Source organism: Kitasatospora sp. NPDC057904 (genome assembly GCF_042887925.1).
Lineage (GTDB): Bacteria > Actinomycetota > Actinomycetes > Streptomycetales > Streptomycetaceae > Kitasatospora.
On the sequence record NZ_JBHVOL010000008.1, the window covers coordinates 87878 to 102537 of the forward strand.

Annotated in this window: 20 protein-coding genes; 17 read left to right on the top strand and 3 right to left on the bottom strand. The window is 73.9% G+C overall.

The window, feature by feature from the left end; genetic code table 11:
* Window positions 1-12 precede the first annotated feature (12 nt).
* The 3 genes from priA to hisF all read left to right on the top strand — a co-directional run bounded on the left by priA (window position 13) and on the right by hisF (window position 2019).
* Window positions 13-738, top strand: a complete 726-nt coding sequence (gene priA / locus ACFVSN_RS21320) for a bifunctional 1-(5-phosphoribosyl)-5-((5-phosphoribosylamino)methylideneamino)imidazole-4-carboxamide isomerase/phosphoribosylanthranilate isomerase PriA (RefSeq protein WP_380440604.1) — start codon at window positions 13-15, stop codon at window positions 736-738.
* A gap of 73 nt (window positions 739-811) precedes the next feature.
* On the top strand, window positions 812-1252 hold the full coding sequence (locus ACFVSN_RS21325; RefSeq protein ID WP_380440550.1) for a RidA family protein: 441 nt from the start codon (window positions 812-814) through the stop codon (window positions 1250-1252).
* Window positions 1249-2019 (top strand): imidazole glycerol phosphate synthase subunit HisF, encoded by a 771-nt coding sequence (gene hisF, locus ACFVSN_RS21330; RefSeq protein ID WP_380440548.1) that lies wholly within the window; start codon window positions 1249-1251, stop codon window positions 2017-2019. Before ACFVSN_RS21325 ends, hisF begins: the two co-directional genes overlap by 4 nt.
* 66 nt (window positions 2020-2085) lie before the next feature.
* Here hisF and ACFVSN_RS21335 read toward each other — a convergent pair whose 3' ends face one another.
* The 3 genes from ACFVSN_RS21335 to ACFVSN_RS21345 form a co-directional block, all read right to left on the bottom strand.
* Window positions 2086-2865 (bottom strand): VOC family protein, encoded by a 780-nt coding sequence (locus tag ACFVSN_RS21335; protein WP_387956390.1) that lies wholly within the window; start codon window positions 2863-2865, stop codon window positions 2086-2088.
* Between the two features lie 318 nt (window positions 2866-3183).
* Entirely contained in the window at window positions 3184-3828 is a 645-nt protein-coding gene (locus tag ACFVSN_RS21340) for a TIGR03085 family metal-binding protein (RefSeq protein WP_387956391.1), read from the bottom strand.
* 25 nt (window positions 3829-3853) lie between these two features.
* Window positions 3854-4435, bottom strand: coding sequence for a hypothetical protein (locus ACFVSN_RS21345; protein ID WP_387956392.1), 582 nt, complete (start codon window positions 4433-4435; stop codon window positions 3854-3856).
* Between the two features lie 107 nt (window positions 4436-4542).
* Here ACFVSN_RS21345 and ACFVSN_RS21350 point away from each other — a divergent pair, with 107 nt between their 5' ends.
* From ACFVSN_RS21350 to ACFVSN_RS21415, 14 genes are all read left to right on the top strand, one after another.
* Window positions 4543-5031, top strand: a complete 489-nt coding sequence (locus ACFVSN_RS21350) for a hypothetical protein (protein ID WP_380440542.1) — start codon at window positions 4543-4545, stop codon at window positions 5029-5031.
* Between the two features lie 63 nt (window positions 5032-5094).
* On the top strand, window positions 5095-5466 hold the full coding sequence (gene hisI / locus ACFVSN_RS21355) for a phosphoribosyl-AMP cyclohydrolase (protein WP_329928306.1): 372 nt from the start codon (window positions 5095-5097) through the stop codon (window positions 5464-5466).
* Between the two features lie 38 nt (window positions 5467-5504).
* Window positions 5505-7028: an anthranilate synthase component I gene (locus tag ACFVSN_RS21360; protein ID WP_380440540.1), complete on the top strand. Its 1524-nt coding sequence runs from the start codon at window positions 5505-5507 to the stop codon at window positions 7026-7028.
* Between the two features lie 30 nt (window positions 7029-7058).
* Complete coding sequence (locus tag ACFVSN_RS21365) at window positions 7059-7535, top strand: Uma2 family endonuclease (RefSeq protein ID WP_380492824.1); 477 nt, start codon at window positions 7059-7061, stop codon at window positions 7533-7535.
* Between the two features lie 26 nt (window positions 7536-7561).
* Complete coding sequence (locus ACFVSN_RS21370; protein ID WP_387956393.1) at window positions 7562-8203, top strand: TIGR02234 family membrane protein; 642 nt, start codon at window positions 7562-7564, stop codon at window positions 8201-8203.
* Window positions 8204-8385: 182 nt separating this feature from the next.
* Window positions 8386-8649 (top strand): HGxxPAAW family protein, encoded by a 264-nt coding sequence (locus tag ACFVSN_RS21375; RefSeq protein ID WP_380440534.1) that lies wholly within the window; start codon window positions 8386-8388, stop codon window positions 8647-8649.
* A gap of 87 nt (window positions 8650-8736) precedes the next feature.
* Complete coding sequence (locus ACFVSN_RS21380; RefSeq protein WP_380440532.1) at window positions 8737-9177, top strand: DUF2752 domain-containing protein; 441 nt, start codon at window positions 8737-8739, stop codon at window positions 9175-9177.
* 295 nt (window positions 9178-9472) lie between these two features.
* The gene (gene trpC / locus ACFVSN_RS21385; protein ID WP_359963056.1) at window positions 9473-10279 is read left to right on the top strand and encodes an indole-3-glycerol phosphate synthase TrpC; all 807 of its coding nucleotides are present in this window, start codon (window positions 9473-9475) and stop codon (window positions 10277-10279) included.
* A 9-nt stretch (window positions 10280-10288) separates the two neighbouring features.
* Window positions 10289-10438 carry a tryptophan biosynthesis modulator TrpM gene (trpM, locus tag ACFVSN_RS21390; protein ID WP_329928299.1) on the top strand — a complete coding sequence of 50 codons (150 nt, stop codon included), beginning with the start codon at window positions 10289-10291 and terminating at the stop codon, window positions 10436-10438.
* A 49-nt stretch (window positions 10439-10487) separates the two neighbouring features.
* Complete coding sequence (gene trpB / locus ACFVSN_RS21395) at window positions 10488-11738, top strand: tryptophan synthase subunit beta (protein WP_387591279.1); 1251 nt, start codon at window positions 10488-10490, stop codon at window positions 11736-11738.
* A gap of 1 nt (window position 11739) precedes the next feature.
* Window positions 11740-12549, top strand: a complete 810-nt coding sequence (gene trpA / locus ACFVSN_RS21400; protein ID WP_387591276.1) for a tryptophan synthase subunit alpha — start codon at window positions 11740-11742, stop codon at window positions 12547-12549.
* 243 nt (window positions 12550-12792) lie between these two features.
* Window positions 12793-13038, top strand: coding sequence for a hypothetical protein (locus ACFVSN_RS21405; RefSeq protein ID WP_380440526.1), 246 nt, complete (start codon window positions 12793-12795; stop codon window positions 13036-13038).
* A gap of 159 nt (window positions 13039-13197) precedes the next feature.
* Window positions 13198-13725, top strand: coding sequence for a MauE/DoxX family redox-associated membrane protein (locus ACFVSN_RS21410; RefSeq protein WP_387591272.1), 528 nt, complete (start codon window positions 13198-13200; stop codon window positions 13723-13725).
* Window positions 13726-13787: 62 nt separating this feature from the next.
* Entirely contained in the window at window positions 13788-14651 is an 864-nt protein-coding gene (locus tag ACFVSN_RS21415; RefSeq protein WP_380440522.1) for a DsbA family protein, read from the top strand.
* The last annotated feature ends 9 nt before the right edge of the window (window positions 14652-14660 follow it).

A 14660-nucleotide genomic window follows, 5' to 3' on the forward strand; every position in this document is an offset into this window, starting at 1 on the left:
TGAGAGTTGTTACTGATGAGCCTTGAGCTGCTGCCTGCCGTCGATGTCCGGGACGGCCAGGCCGTCCGTCTGGTCAAGGGCGCCTCCGGCACCGAGACCTCCTTCGGCGAGCCGCTCGCCGCCGCACTCGCCTGGCAGAACGCCGGCGCCGAGTGGCTGCACCTGGTCGACCTGGACGCCGCCTTCGGGACCGGGAGCAACTACGAGCTGCTGCGCGAGGTCACCGGCCGGCTGGACATCAAGGTCGAGCTGTCCGGCGGCATCCGCGACGACGAGTCGCTCGCCCGCGCCCTCGCCACCGGCTGCACCCGCGTCAACCTCGGCACCGCCGCCCTGGAGGCCCCCGAGTGGGTTGCCAAGGCCATCGCCGAGCACGGCGACAAGATCGCCGTCGGCCTCGACGTCGTCGGCACCACCCTGCGCGGCCGCGGCTGGACCCGCGACGGCGGGCAGCTCTTCGACGTCCTGGACCGCCTGAACCAGGAGGGCTGCGCCCGCTACGTCGTCACCGACGTCAACCGCGACGGCACCCTCACCGGCCCCAACCTCCAGCTGCTGAGCGACGTCTGCGCCGCCACCGACCGCCCGGTCGTCGCCTCCGGCGGCGTCTCCTCGCTGGACGACCTGCGCGCCATCGCCGGCCTCGTCGGCGAGGGTGTCGAGGGCGCCATCGTGGGCAAGGCACTGTACGAGCAGAAGTTCACCCTCGAAGAGGCCCTGGCGGCGGTTTCGGGCTGATGCCGCCGATGTCGGGCCGGCGTCGGGCCGAGGTGAGGCCGACGCCGCCGATGACGGAAGAGACGGTTACAGGATGACGGAACGTCGGATCGTACGCGGCCGGGTCGCCGGATTCTCCCCCTGGGAGGACGAGTTCGGCTACTCGCGCGCGGTCGTCGCGGGCGACCACGTGCACGTGGCCGGCTCCACCGCCTGGGTGGACGGCCGGATCGAGCACGAGGGCGACCCGTACGGGCAGACGCTCGCCGCGTTCGGCGTCGGGCTCACGGCCCTGGCCGCGTACGGTCTGACGGCGGACGACGTCGTCCGCACCCGGATGTACATCACCCACGTCCGCGACGCCGAGGAGGTGGGCCGCGCCCACCGTCAGCTCTTCGACGCCGCCCGCCCGGTGGCCACCATGGTGGTGGTCGAGGGCCTGATCGACTCCCGGATGATGGTCGAGGTCGAGATCGACGCGTACCGCACCGGGCTGGCAAAGACCCTGGAAGCCCCGGAAGGCAATCAGCCGTGACCCTTGCAGTACGTGTCATCCCCTGCCTGGACGTCGACGCCGGGCGGGTGGTCAAGGGCGTCAACTTCCAGAACCTGCGCGACGCCGGCGACCCGGTCGAGATGGCCAAGCTCTACGACGCCGAGGGCGCCGACGAGCTCACCTTCCTCGACATCACCGCCTCCTCCGGCGACCGCGAGACCACCTACGACGTGGTCCGCCGCACCGCCGAGCAGGTGTTCATCCCGCTCACCGTCGGCGGCGGCATCCGCGCCGTCGAGGACGTCGACAAGCTGCTGCGGGCCGGCGCGGACAAGGTGGGCGTCAACACCGCGGCCATCGCCAGGCCGGAGCTCGTGCGGGAGATCGCCCAGCGGTTCGGGCGACAGGTGCTGGTGCTGTCGGTCGACGCCCGGCGCTGCCCTCCCGGCACCGAGACCGAGTCCGGCTTCGAGGTCACCACGCACGGCGGGCGCCGCGGCACCGGCCTCGACGCGGTCGAATGGGCGGGCCGCGCGGCCGAGTTGGGCGCGGGCGAGATCCTACTCAACTCGATGGACGCCGACGGCACCAAGGACGGCTACGACCTGGACCTGATCCGGGCCGTGCGCAAGGCCGTCTCCGTGCCGGTGATCGCCTCCGGCGGCGCCGGCAAGCTCGCCGACTTCGCCCCGGCCGTCGAGGCGGGCGCGGACGCGGTGCTCGCGGCGAGCGTCTTCCACTTCGGGGACCTGCGGATCGGCGAGGTCAAGAACGCGCTGCGGGAGGCCGGGCACCCGGTGCGGTGAAACGCGTTCTCCGCGTCGAGCAGGGCCCGCCACCGTCCCTGGTGGCGGGCCCTGCTGGCTGGGCCGCTACTGCCGGGGCTCGCCCTTGATCAGCGCGAAGGGGGCGCCGTTCGGGTCCGCGAGCCAGGCGATCCGGCCGACGTTCTCCACATCCGCGGCGGGCATCAGCACCGTGCCGCCGGCCGCCGTCGCCTTGGCGATCAGCGCGTCCACGTCGTCGGCGGCGAAGTACGGCGTCCAGGCGGACGGCTGGGCCGCGTCCATCACCGGGGCGATGCCGCCGAAGCTCGTCTCCTGCTGGTCGCCCTCGGCGGTCGAGATCACCCGGTAGCTCATGCCCGGGGACGGCTCGAAGTTCTCCACCCGCCAGCCGAACAGGGTCTCGTAGAACGCGAAGCCGGCGTCCTGGTGGGAGGTGTGCAGTTCGGACCAGCACATGGTCCTGTCGGTCGAGACGGCGTCCAGGCCCTTGGTGTTGCCGGCCTCCCACAGCGCGAACCGGGCACCCTGCGGGTCGGTGACCTGGGCGAAGCGGCCCTCGCCCATGACGTCCATCGGCGGGACGAGCACCGTGCCGCCGGCCTGCTCGGCGGTCTTGACGGCGGCGTCCACGTCGGGGGTGCGGAAGTACGTCGTCCAGGTGGACTGGTCGCCCTCGTCGAGCGGGCCGACGGCGCCGACGGTCTTGCCGTCCAGCTGGAGGAAACCGTAGCCGCCCGTCTCCGGGCCGGCCGACTGGAACGTCCAGCCGAAGACCTTGTCGTAGAACTCGGCGGTGGCGGGGATGTCCGGGCTGCCCAGGTCGATCCAGCAGGGCGAACCGGCGGGGAAGTCGGTGGTGAGCATGAGGTGGTGCCCCTTCGACGGAGAACTGACCGGAGCGGTTTCCGACAGGCGCGCGCACGCCCCCTCCCCGGCCACCTGAGAGTCTGCACCGGGCCACTGACAATCGCAGCCGGGACGGGATGGGGCGGCTCGGGCCGGTCCCTCGAACGGGGCATCCCCGGCGATGCCGCGGCCCGTGCGCGGGAAGTCGGCGCGGTCGACTTCCCGCACGTGGTCGGCCGGTTCCGGACGGGCGGCCGGGTGTCGTCGTCGCGCGGGTGCGCTCGGGGTGTTGCCCGCCGGCATGTCGGCGGGCAACACCGTGGATCATCGGGCGCGCTACCGAGGGGGCAGGGGCAGGGCGTGGCGGAGGGCCTCGACGGCGTCCGAGGGGCCGTCGACGGTGAGGGTCGTGCGGGCGCCGCGGCCGTAGGTGAAGAGGATCAGGTCGGCCGGCTCGCCGGTGATGCGGACGACCGGGGCGCCGGTGGGGCCGGCGGTGACGGTGCGGCCGTCGGGGTGGTGGAGTTCGAGGCGGACGGGGGAGCGGCGGCCGGCTTCGAAGCGGGCGAGGAGGGGGAGGCGGCGCCACAGGGCCTCGGCGCGGCCGGGCGGGACGGGGTGGGGGGTCCAGTCGTCGGCCGCTCGCAGGACGTCCTCGGCGTGCACGAAGTACTCGACGGTGTTGGCCGCTTCGTCCGCGCCGGGGAGCGCGAAGAAGGAGAACACCGGCGGGCCGGAGCGGAAGAGGCCGACCAGCTCGTCGTACGGGCGCTCGGCGTAGGCCGACTGCACCCGGTGGGTCCAGCCCGCGAGGGCGCCGACGCGGATGCCGGGGGCCGCGTCCGCCCGGCGTTCGCGGATCACCAGGTGGGCGGCGAGGTCGCGGGTGGTCCACCCGGCGCAGAGGGTGGGGGCGTCCGGCCCGGCGGCGGCCAGGAGTTCGGCGAGGCGGTGACGCTCGGCGAGGGCGTGGTTCGACATGGCGTCACCTTAGAACGTGGTGGGCTCAGCGGAGGTGGCCGGTGAGCTTGGGGCCGCCCTGGCGGTTGCTGAGGGTCAGCGCGCACGTGTAGTCCCGCCAGCCCTGCTGGTAGTTGGCCATGGTCGGGCCGACCGGGCGGCCGTAGTAGGTGCGGGCGTCGCCCTGGCGGGCCTTGGCGGCGGTCTCGGCGGCCTTGCAGCCGTCGAGGATCGCGAGGTTGATCTTGAGGTCGCCGGTGAGGCCCTCGGGCAGCTTGAGGTCGGCGATCACCTCGCCGTCGTGTTCGCCGGTGCAGGGCCGTTCCTCGGACCGGACGATCGCCGGGCTGAGCTGCGGGTGGTCGAAGCAGGTGCCGACCGGGAAGAAGGCGTACGGCGGGGTGGGGGTCGGGGTGGGCGTGGGCGTCGGGGTGGGGGCCGGCGTCGCGGTGGCCGTGGTCGTGGGGGTGGGCGGGGGAGGTGCGGCGGCCGGCTTCTTGTCGTCGGGCCAGAGCATGACGGTCGCCACCACCGCGAGCAGGGCGACGAGGACCGCCGCGACGGTGAGGACCAGGCCGCGGGACGGGCGCGGGTCGGCGGCTGCGGACGGCGGCTGCTCGGAGGTCATGGCCATGAGGATGGCCCAAACCGGTGCTCCGCGGCAGGTGGTTGGCCGAACTCGTCCCCCCATTGGGTAGGCTCCCGGGCGGCACGACACGATCCCGGGAGTTGGGAATGCGCGTCGGAATCACCGGACACCAGGGCCTGTCGGGCGGCATCACGGAGATGCTGGTCCGCGGCGACCTCTGGCAGCTGGTCACCACCTTCGGCTCGTACGAGCTCGTCGGCGTCACCTGCGCCGACGAGGGGCCGGACACCTGGTTCGCCCGGTCCGTCCTGGAGCACGGCGGCAAGCTGGAGATCATCGTCCCCGCGAGCGCGCCGCTCGTCGGCCGCGCCGACGACCACCACCGGGCCACCCGGCTGGAGCTGATGAACGAGGCGAACGCCGTCCACCGGCTGGCCGCGGCCGAGCGCGGGGGCCTCGGCGACGACACCGGGCGGGCGCTGGTCGGCATGATCGACGAGCTGATCGCCGTCTGGGACGGAGAACCGTGGGACGGCGAGCCCGGCAACGGGCCGGCCCGGGTGGCCGCACTGGCTCAGGAGGCCGGGCTGTTCGTCCACCGGATCTGGCCCGCCGGCTGCGAGCGGCCCCGCTGACCTGCGCCGGCCGCGATGCGGACGGCGCACCGGGCGCCCCGGCCGGGCTGACACAATGTCCCCATGTCCACCACACCCGCCGCCCCCGGCACCACCGCCCTGGACCCCGCGATCGCGGCCCGCCTCAAGCGCACCGAGGACGGCCTGCTGCCGGCCATCGCGCAGCAGCACGACACCGGCGAGGTGCTGATGCTCGGCTGGATGGACGACGAGGCGCTGCACCGCACGCTCACCACCGGCCGCTGCACCTACTGGAGCCGCAGCCGCCGCGAGTACTGGGTCAAGGGCGACACCTCCGGGCACGTCCAGGCGGTCAAGTCGGTGGCGCTCGACTGCGACGGCGACACCCTGCTGGTCAAGGTCGACCAGACCGGTGCCGCCTGCCACACCGGCGACCGCACCTGCTTCGACGCCGACGTGCTCCCGCTCGCCTGACCACACCAAAGCCTCCGACCCTGAAGGTGCCGCCCGCCATGGACCTCGAAGCCTTCCGCAAGCTCGCCGTCGACACCCGGGTCATCCCGGTCACCCGCAGGCTCCTCGCGGACGGCCTCACCCCGATCGGCCTCTACCGCAGCCTGGCCGGCGAGCGGCCCGGCACCTTCCTGCTGGAGTCCGCCGAGCAGGGCCGCAGCTGGTCGCGCTACTCCTTCGTCGGCGTGCGCAGCGCCGCCACCCTCACCGTCGGCCCGGACGGCGACGCCCGCTGGCTCGGCGCCCCGCCGGTCGGCATCCCCACCGGCGGGGACCCGCTGGAGGTGCTGCGCGCGGCCCTGGAGGCCCTGCACACCCCCCGGCACTCCGACGACGGCCTGCCGCCGCTCACCGGCGGCCTGGTCGGCTACCTCGGCTACGACGTCGTGCGCCGCCTGGAGAAGCTGCCGGACCTCAACCCGGACGACCTCGGGCTCCCCGAGCTGACGATGCTGCTCGCCACCGACCTCGCCGTGCTGGACCACGTCGACGGCACGGTGCTGCTGATCGCCAACGCCGTCAACCACAACGACCTCGCCAGCGGCGTCGACGAGGCCCACGCGGACGCGGTGGCCCGGCTCGACGCGATGGAGGCGGACCTGCTCAGGCCCGTCGACCCCGGGCTCGCCACCTTCACCCCGGCCGGCCCCGGCGACGTCCGCTCGCCGTTCGGCGGCGCGCCCTACCGGGCCGCGGTGGACGTGATCAAGGAGCGGATCCGGGCCGGCGAGGCCTTCCAGGTCGTGCCCTCGCAGCGCTTCGAGGCACCCTGCCCGGCCTCCGCGCTGGACGTCTACCGGGTGCTGCGCACCACCAACCCGAGCCCGTACATGTACCTGTTCCGCTTCCCGGGCCCGGACGGCGGCGCGGAGGGCGGCTTCGACGTGGTCGGCTCCAGCCCGGAGGCGCTGGTCAAGGTCACCGACGGCGAGGCGATGCTGCACCCGATCGCCGGCACCCGCCACCGCGGCGCGAGCCCGCACGAGGACGCGGCGCTGGCCGCCGAGCTGCTCGCCGACCCCAAGGAGCGCGCCGAGCACCTGATGCTGGTCGACCTGGGCCGCAACGACCTCGGCCGGGTCTGCGAGCCGGGCAGCGTCGAGGTGGTCGACTTCATGCACATCGAGCGCTACAGCCACGTCATGCACATCGTCTCGACCGTCACCGGCAAGGTGGCGCCCGGGCGGACCGCCTTCGACGTGCTGACGGCGTGCTTCCCGGCCGGCACCCTCTCGGGCGCGCCCAAGCCCCGGGCGATGCGGATCATCGAGGAGCTGGAGCCCACCCGCCGGGGCCTGTACGGCGGCTGCGTCGGCTACCTGGACTTCGCCGGCGACTCCGACACCGCGATCGCGATCCGGACCGCGGTGCTGCGCGACGGCACCGCGTACGTGCAGGCCGGCGCCGGTGTGGTGGCCGACTCCGACCCGCACGGCGAGGACACCGAGTGCCGCAACAAGGCGGCCGCCGTGCTGCGGGCGATCGCCACCGCCAATACGCTGCGGACGCCGGAGCTTTCGTAGCCCCACAGGTACGCAAGGGAGGCGGCCGGGATGTCCGAGGTGCCGCAGGACGAGCGGCGGTGGGTGGCCGTGCTCGCCGCCGCCGTCCAGATCGGGGACCAACTGGCGGGCCACGGAAGGGTGTTGTCGCAGGTCCTGATCGACTTCCGGGCCGCGCCCGGCGGCCTCGCCCCCGACCTGGCGGTGATCGCCCCGGGTGCCGCGCGGGGCGCCGGGGGGCGCTACGACGGGACGTCCGTGGAGGCCGTCCTGGAGGTGGCCGCCCCGGGCGGCGGCCACGGCGCGGCGGCGCGCGCGTACGCGGAGTCCGGGCTGCCGCTGTACGTGGTGGTCGACCCGGTGGCCGGCGTCTGCACCGTGCACACCGCGCCGGCGCCGGGCGGGGTGTACCGGGAGGCCGAACGGGTGCCGATCGGCAACGACCTCTTCCTGCCGCTCGGCGAGCGGACGCTCGTGCTCCAGACCGACGGGTTCGTGGTGGAGCGCCCCACCCCGGGTACGGCCTGAGAACGCGGCCGGGGGATAGTGGACGGGTGAGCGCTGACCAGAACCCCGTACCCGACACCGCCCCGGCCGCGCGGCCGGGCCGGCGCACGCTCGGCGTGATGCTGCTGCTGACCGTGCTGAGCGCCGTCCTGGTGCTGACCGCGGTCGGCCGGGACTGGGCGCAGGGCCGGGCCGGCACCCTGGAGGTGTCCGTCAGCGGCGGCCGGATCTCCGAACTGCCCGGCGGGCTGGCCCTGGTGGGCCTGGCCGCCGCCATCGCGGTGTTCGCGGTGCGCGGCGCCGGACGGCTCGCGGTCGGCGCGCTGACCCTGCTCGCCGGGATCGGCGTGGCCGCCACGGCGGTGGCCGGCGCCGGCGACACCGCCGCGCTGGACGCCGAGGCGGCCCGCAAGCTCGCCCTGGCCGGCTCGACGGCCACGGAGGTCGGCCACAGCGGCTGGCCGTGGGTGGCGGTGGTCGGCGGGGTGCTGCTCGCCGTCGCCGGGCTGCTCACGCTGCGCTTCGGCCGCGGCTGGCCGGCCATGGGCAGCCGCTACGAGGCGCCCACCGGCAAGGCCCCGGTGAAGGGCCCGGCCAGGGGCCCGGCCAAGGGTGCCGTGAAGGGCGCGGACACCCCGGCCGACCTGTGGAAGGCGCTGGACCGCGGCGAGGACCCGACGGCCGTCTAGGGCCTGTCCTTCGGCGCAACCGGAAGACACTTCCCAGGCCCGTCCCCGGCCGTCCACTGTGACGCGATAGACCCGCCACCCGCTTTGGGCCGCCGACATGTGGCCCGGCACAATGGAACCCGTCAAACCCGCCGGCGGCCCCGCAGGCCCGGCCGGGCCCCGAGAGCCAAGGAGCACCATCGATGGCAGCAGCAGCACACGGCCACAACCCCGCCGCCTGGACCGGCGTCGTCATCTCCTTCGTCGGCTTCGGCATCGCGGGCGTCGCGATGATCCTGCCGTCGCCGCTGCTGGTCGTGGCCGGTCTCGCGGTCGTCCTCGTCGGCGGCATCGTCGGCAAGGCCATGGCGATGGCCGGCATGGGCAAGCAGCCGAGCACCAACGTCTACACGTCCGTCCAGGAGCAGACCGAGGCCCGCGCCGCGCGCGCTGCCGTCGCCGCCTGACGACGACACCCTTCGCACTGCAGAACGGCGGGCGCCACGCCCGCCGTTTTCGCATCCCCGGCCCCCGCGCCGGGCACAATCGGGGGCGTGAACGCCGCCCCCGCCGCCTCCGCCCCGCCGCCCGTGCTGCGGCGGATGGGCCCGCCGCTGGCCGCACTGGCCGCCGCGGCCGTGCCCGCCGTGTACGTCTCCGTGGTGGACCCGAACGCACCCGGGCACTACCCGACCTGCCCCTTCCTGGCCGCGACCGGCTGGTGGTGCCCCGGCTGCGGGGGACTGCGCTGCGTCCACGCGCTGGCCCACGGGGACTTCACCGCCGCGCTGCACGACAACGCCGTCGCGGTGCTCCTGTTCGCCGTCCTGGCGCTGATGTGGCTGCGCTGGGCCTGGGCCGCGCTGACCGGCGGCCCGGTGCCGCGGATGTCGGTCGGGGCGCGCCGCTGGGCGCTGATCGGACTGCTGGTGCTGGTGTTCACCGTCGTGCGCAACCTGCCGGTCGGGGCGGGGCTGGCTCCGCCGCTGGTCTGAGCCGGGGAGCCCGGTCCGGGCCGGGGGCGCCCGGCCCTGGGTGGAGAAGCGGTGAAGTCGCAGTTGAGAGCCGCCGCAAGGGGCGTCCGGTCCGCGAGACGCGCGCCGGGCTGATGCGGTTCGCGCCCCCGGGTGCCGATACCATCGAAGAGCCGACGGGCCTCTGTCCGACGGCTACCGGCTAGCTGAACTAGCAGAAACGATGGGGGCACTGCGCCGTGAGTGAGCGGAGCGACCGAACCATTGACAGGTGCGTGTTGCGCGATGCGCCTGCCGAGCGCAGCGAGGTGGACGCATGAGTGTGCTCGACACGATCATCGAAGGGGTCCGCGAGGACCTCGCCGAGCGGCAGGCCCGGGTCTCCCTGGACGAGCTCAAGGAGCTCGCCGCCAAGGCCCCGGAGGCCAAGGACGGCGTCGCCGCCCTCAAGGGCGACGGGATCCGGGTGATCTGCGAGGTGAAGCGCTCCAGCCCGTCCAAGGGCGCCCTGGCCGCGATCGCCGATCCGGCCGCCCTGGCGGTCGACTACGCGGCCGGCGGCGCCGCCGCGATCAGCGTGCTGACCGAGCAGCGCCGCTTCGGCGGGTCGCTGGCCGACCTCGACGCGGTCCGCGCGGCGGTGGACACCCCGCTGCTGCGCAAGGACTTCATCGTCACCGCCTACCAGCTGTGGGAGGCCCGCGCGCACGGCGCCGACCTCGCGCTGCTGATCGTCGCCGCCCTCGACCAGCCGGCCCTGGTGTCGCTGATCGAGCGCGCCGAGTCGATCGGCCTCACGCCGCTGGTGGAGGTGCACGACGAGGAGGAGATCAAGCGCGCGGTGGACGCCGGAGCGCGGATCATCGGCGTCAACGCCCGCAACCTCAAGACGCTGGAGGTCGACCGCGACACCTTCGGCAACGTCGTCCACGCGATCCCGGACGGCATCGTCAAGGTCGCCGAATCCGGCGTGCGCGGCCCGCTGGACGTCATCTCCTACGCCAACCTCGGCGCGGACGCGGTGCTGGTCGGCGAGTCCCTGGTGACCGGCAAGGACCCGCGGGCCGCGGTCGCCGACCTGGTCGCCGCCGGGGCCCACCCGGCCGTGCGGCACAAGGACTGAGCGCAGCAGATGAAGATCGCCACCCGTCTCGCCCCCGGCTGCCGCCCGCGCGGCTGCCGCGCGCCCGCGCGCCGGGTGCTGGGGCGGCGGGTGCGCTACGTCATCGGCTGCGAGCCCGGGCAGGTGCCCGGCCGGCGATGGCGCGGGACGCTCGGCTGATCACCGGCCACGAGACGTCACTGTCGTCATCTCCCCAAGGGAAACCACCATGTCCGACAAGGACCACCAGTCCGGCGCACACGTGCCGGACGCCCGCGGCTACTTCGGCGCGTACGGGGGCCGCTTCATCCCGGAGGCGCTGGTCGCCGCCGTCGAGCAGGTCGCCGAGGAGTACGAGAAGGCCAAGACCGACCCGGCCTTCACCGCCGAGCTCGACGCCCTGCTCAAGGACTACACGGGCCGTCCGAGCCCGCTGACCGACGTGCACCGCTTCTCCGCCGAGGCGGGCGGCGCGCGGATCCTGCTCAAGCGCGAGGACCTGAACCACACCGGCTCGCACAAGATCAACAACGTGCTGGGCCAGGCGCTGCTCACCCGCCGGATGGGCAAGACCCGGATCATCGCCGAGACCGGCGCCGGCCAGCACGGTGTGGCCACCGCCACCGCCTGCGCGCTGTTCGGCTTCGACTGCACGATCTACATGGGCGAGGTCGACACCCGGCGCCAGGCGCTGAACGTCGCCCGGATGCGGATGCTCGGCGCCGAGGTGGTGGCCGTCAAGTCCGGCAGCCGCACCCTCAAGGACGCCATCAACGAGGCGTTCCGCGACTGGGTCGCCAACGTCGACTCCACGCACTACCTGTTCGGGACCGTCGCCGGGCCGCACCCCTTCCCGATGATGGTCCGCGACTTCCACCGCGTCATCGGCGTCGAGGCGCGCGAGCAGGTCCTCGACCGCACCGGGCGGCTGCCCGACGCCGTCGTCGCGTGCGTCGGCGGCGGCTCCAACGCGATGGGCATCTTCCACGAGTTCATCCCGGACGCCGGCGTGCGCCTGATCGGTTGCGAGGCGGCCGGCGAGGGCGCCGAGACCCCCAGGCACGCGGCCACCCTCACCAAGGGCGACCCCGGCGTGCTGCACGGATCGCGCACCTACGTCCTCCAGGACGAGGACGGCCAGACCATCGAGTCGCACTCCATCTCGGCCGGCCTCGACTACCCGGGCGTCGGCCCGGAGCACGCCTGGCTCAAGGACACCGGACGGGCCGAGTACCGCCCGGTCACCGACGACGCCGCGATGCAGGCGCTGCGCCTGCTCTCCCGCACCGAGGGCATCATCCCGGCCATCGAGAGCGCCCACGCGCTGGCCGGCGCCCTGGAGCTCGGCCGCGAACTCGGGCCCGAGGCCACCATCCTGGTCTCGCTCTCCGGGCGCGGCGACAAGGACATGCACACGGCGGCCCAGTACTTCGGCCTGTACGACGAGGCGGCCGGCGACGCGGCCGACGGGGGTAAGTGACATGGCGAGCAAGCTCAGCGGCATCCTGGCCAAGGCCAAGGCCGACGACCGCGCCGCGCTGATCGGCTACCTGCCGGCCGGCTTCCCGACCGTCGACGGCGGCATCCGGGCGATCGGGGCGCTGGTCGAGGGCGGCTGCGACGTCGTCGAGGTCGGCCTGCCGCACTCCGACCCGGTGCTGGACGGCGCCGTCATCCAGACCGCCGACGACATCGCCCTGCGCGGCGGCGTGCGGATCAAGGACGTCCTGCGGACCGTCCAGGAGGTCGCCACCGCGCACCCGCGGGCGGCGGTGCTGGTGATGACCTACTGGAACCCGGTCGACCGCTACGGCGTGGCCCGCTTCGCCGCCGACCTGGCGGCCGCCGGCGGGGCCGGCTGCATCCTGCCGGACCTGCCGGTCGAGGAGTCCCGGGAGTGGCGCAAGGCGGCGGACGAGCACGGTCTGGACACCGTGTTCGTGGTCGCCCCCAGCAGCAAGGACGAGCGGCTGGCCGAGGTCACCGCGGCCGGCAGCGGGTTCGTGTACGCCGCCGCGGTGATGGGCGTGACGGGCACCCGCAGCGCGGTCGGCTCGCTCGCCGAGGACCTGGTCGCCCGCACCCGGGCCACCACGGACCTGCCGGTCTGCGTCGGGCTCGGCGTCTCCACGCCGGAGCAGGCGGCCGAGGTCGCGGCCTTCGCGGACGGCGTGATCGTCGGGTCCGCGTTCGTGAAGCGGATCCTGGAGGCGGACGGGGACGAGCCGGCCGCGCTCGACGCCGTCCGTGCCCTGGCCGGCGAACTGGCGCAGGGCGTGCGGCGACGCTGACGCGCTGACCGATAGGGACGGCTGACGGCCCGTCGCTCCTGGGGGAGCGACGGGCCGTCGGCTTTGGGGCGGGAGACGGGGGTCATCGGCCTTTCGGATGAGGGTGACGCGTCATCGGATGTCCGCTGGCAACCCGAACGGGTGAACACTGGCGGGCACACGCATCAGCCGCGATTGACGGGCGTTGAGTGGAGGGACGAGTGCACGAACGACGTGCACGGGGGCGAGCGAAGGGGTGAGCCGGTGAGGTGTTTCCACCGAGCCGTCCTGCTGCGGGCGGCGGCGGCCGCCCTGGCCCTCGGCGCCGCCGTCGGGGCGCACTCCGAGGTCGGGCACGCGCTGGCCAGGGCCGCCGTCGAGCGGGCCGAGCGGGACGCGTCCGTGTGCGCCGAGGCGGCCCGCTGGGAGGCCGCCGCGCGGGACTCCCACCGGCACCACGAGAGCCGGACGGACCTCGTCGACCCGGGGCGTCCGCTGATCTGCCGGTAGCGTGCCGGGCCCGCCCCATTCGCACGACGGTTCGGGCGTAATCGGACGAGCCGTCATCAGCCGTCACTCATACGGCTTAATTCCTGAATACGGAGAAACCGGGCTTCATCCCCTACGGTTCGTCAGGAAGTGAACGATTTTCCCGAGGGGGGTTCCCTGATGGCCGGCCCGGCAGCGCAGCCCGGCGAATCCGTGTCCGCGGACTCCGCGCCGCCCGGGCGCCGGCCCGCGCCGGTGTGGACGCAGTGGGCCGGCACCGCCGTCCGGCTCGGGCTCGCCGTGGTGTGGGGCTGGGCCGGGCTGGCCAAGATCGCCGACCCGGCGGAGGCCGCCCAGGCCGTCCGTGCCTACGAGATCCTGCCGGAGGGGCTGGTCAAGCCGATCGGCTACGGGCTGCCCTTCCTGGAGCTGGCGCTCGCCCTGCTGCTGGTGATCGGCCTCGGCGTCCGGCTGGTCGCCGCCGTCTCCGTGCTGCTGCTGCTCACCTTCATCGCCGGGATCGGCTCGGCCTGGGCGCGCGGCATCTCCATCGACTGCGGGTGCTTCGGCGGCGGGGGGCACGTGGACGCGTCGCAGACCGAGTACCTGCAGGAGATCCTGCGCGACACCGGGTTCCTGCTGCTGGCCGGGTGGCTGCTGTGGCGGCCCCGCACCAAGTTCTCGGCGGACGGCTGGCTGACCAGCTGACCGCCCGGCGCCCACCACACCCCAACCCCCGACCGAGGTCCTCCCCGATGGATGTCAAGGCAATGAGCGAGAAGAACCGAGAAGGCAAGCGCACCGCCCGCGAGCGGATGCAGGCGCAGCGGGCGGCCGACGAGGCCGCCGGGCGGCGCAGGAAGAAGCTCATCGTCGGCGGCTCGGTGCTCGCGGTGATCGCCGCCGCGGTCGTCGTCGGCGTCGTGGTGCAGAACCAGCGCTCCAAGCCGGAGACCCCGGCCGCCGCCCCGGCCGGGACGGTCGGCGACAAGAACCTCGTCATCCCGGTCGGCTCCGCCGACGCCCCGTCCGTCCTCACGGTGTACGAGGACCCGCGCTGCCCCGCCTGCGGCATGTTCGAGCGCGAGTTCTCCTCGACCATCGACCAGTTGGAGGACCAGGGCAAGATCTACACCAACGCCCACATCGTCTCGTTCATCGACCGCGCGCTGCCCGGCAAGGGCTCCAAGAACGGGGCCAACGCCCTGGCCTGCGCCCAGGACGCCGGGCACTTCCGGGACTTCCACGACGTCCTCTACCGCAACCAGCCGGACGAGACCAACGACGCCTTCGGCAACAAGGCCGTCCTGCTCAACCTCGCCAAGCAGGTCAACGGCCTGGACACGCCCGCCTTCGAGGCCTGCGTCAACGACAACAAGTTCGGCGGGTGGGTGTCCGCGGTGCAGCAGGACTTCGACAAGTCCAGCTTCAAGTCGACCCCGACCGTGCTGCTCAACGGCCAGCCGATCTACCCGAAGAACGGCACCGAGGAGATCACCCCGGCGAACCTGGCGAAGTGGGTGGACGCCGCCAACCAGGGCAAGCAGCCCGGCACCCCGGGCACCAACGGGCAGACGCCGGCCCCCACCAGCGCCGCCTCGGAGGCCAACAACCCGTCGCCGAACGCCGGCTGAGCCTCCCGC